This is a genomic window from Tessaracoccus bendigoensis DSM 12906 (assembly GCF_900141915.1).
Classification (GTDB): Bacteria; Actinomycetota; Actinomycetes; order Propionibacteriales; family Propionibacteriaceae; genus Arachnia; species Arachnia bendigoensis.
This window is the reverse complement of record NZ_FQZG01000151.1, coordinates 1-1,407: the sequence shown is the minus strand read 5'-3', so window position 1 is coordinate 1,407 and position 1,407 is coordinate 1. Positions and strand designations below refer to the sequence as shown.

Genomic DNA, 1,407 nt, shown 5'->3' with positions numbered 1-1,407 from the left:
GCTGGTGTTGGGCGTTTTGGTTGGTGACGATGTCAGAGGGCTGATGTCGAGCGGTGTCGCTCGTGTCGGCGGCGGGGGGCGGCTTGGCTCGTTACGTTCAAAGTGATAGGGCCCCGGTCAGCCCCAGCGCTTCCCGCTGCATCCTCAGAGCAGATCCGACCAGTTCCGCGAGCGCGGGGCCGTCATTCGCTGTGTTCCAATCCCACCTGACGATCCAGTGACCCGTGGCGCGGATCAAGTTCTCCCTGCGCTTCTCCTTCATGATCGCGTCTTGGGGTGACTGTCCGGGTCGCAGCAATTCACCGTACTTCCACCTGCCATCCACCTCCCCGACCAACCTGTACTCGGGCCATCCGAAATCTGCCCTGCCCACGACGACACCGTGGTGGTCGATGATTTCGTATTGCAACTGGGGCTCCGGGAGCCCGTACCTGATGAACTGCAGCCGACTGATCGATTCCGCTGGTGATTCAGCACCGAAGCGGGACAGGCTCAGCGCGGACCTAGCCCTCGGCAGCCCACGGAGACGAGGGTGCGCCCGGACGACGGCCGCAATCCGTTCAAGGGGGAGCCCCCTGGTGAGGGCGGCATCGCATACCGCCACGCCCCACTCGATGGGCAGAACCCGCGCGAGGTCAGCGACCGTCCGCTCGAGCGTCGTGACCGGAATCGGGCCGACATGCGTGACCTCGTCGTCATGCAGGGCAGTATCGCGCATACGCAGGACAGTGCCGCCGTCTGCGTGCCCGGGTGTGCGCCGGATCATCTGCACGCACGTAGGGAGCTCGGGGAGGGGCAAGCCATGGACGGCGCCGGCGGACTCGTATGCGACGACGGATGACGGCGCCACCAGCGGCAGCGTGGCCTCGACCAGCATGAGATGCGATGGAGTATCAATCGCCGGGGGCTCGGGCGAGTAGACGCCGCGCCTGACACGGCTGAGGGAGCCGTCCTTCAGGCGCCGGGAGATGTCGGTGCGGTTGAGGCCGCTTTGGACGAGGGTCGCGTGGTTGATCAGTGTGCTCATGCCCCTATTGATCCGACGGCAGGACCCGAAAGCTGCATCACTCGTCAAACCAGTGGATAACTCGCGCGACTTTTCCACTGGTCGGGTCATCTGTGGAGGGCGCAGTCGCGTCGGGGACCGCCCCGCGGGGACATCACGTGGCCGGTGAGCACCCCGCCGGGACATCACGTGGCCGGTGACGGCGCCGGGTGGCGGTTTGGCCCGTTACCAGGGGTATGGCGCGGTTACCTGGGGTATGGCGCGTTACCTGGGGTATGGCGCGTTACCTGGGGTGTATCGCTGGTGTCGAGCGTTTGGGTTGGTGACGGCGTCGGATGGCTGGTGTTGCGGCTCCTTGCTGGTGACGGTGTCGGGTGGCGGTTTGGCTCGTTACCTGGGGT

The 1,407-nt window shown here is 65.7% G+C and carries 1 protein-coding gene; it reads right to left on the bottom strand.

Translation table 11 applies throughout. From position 1 onward, the window contains the following. Positions 1-97: 97 nt before the first annotated feature. Complete coding sequence (locus BUC15_RS18855; protein WP_073191659.1) at positions 98-1,027, bottom strand: type IV toxin-antitoxin system AbiEi family antitoxin domain-containing protein; 930 nt, start codon at positions 1,025-1,027, stop codon at positions 98-100. Positions 1,028-1,407 lie beyond the last annotated feature (380 nt).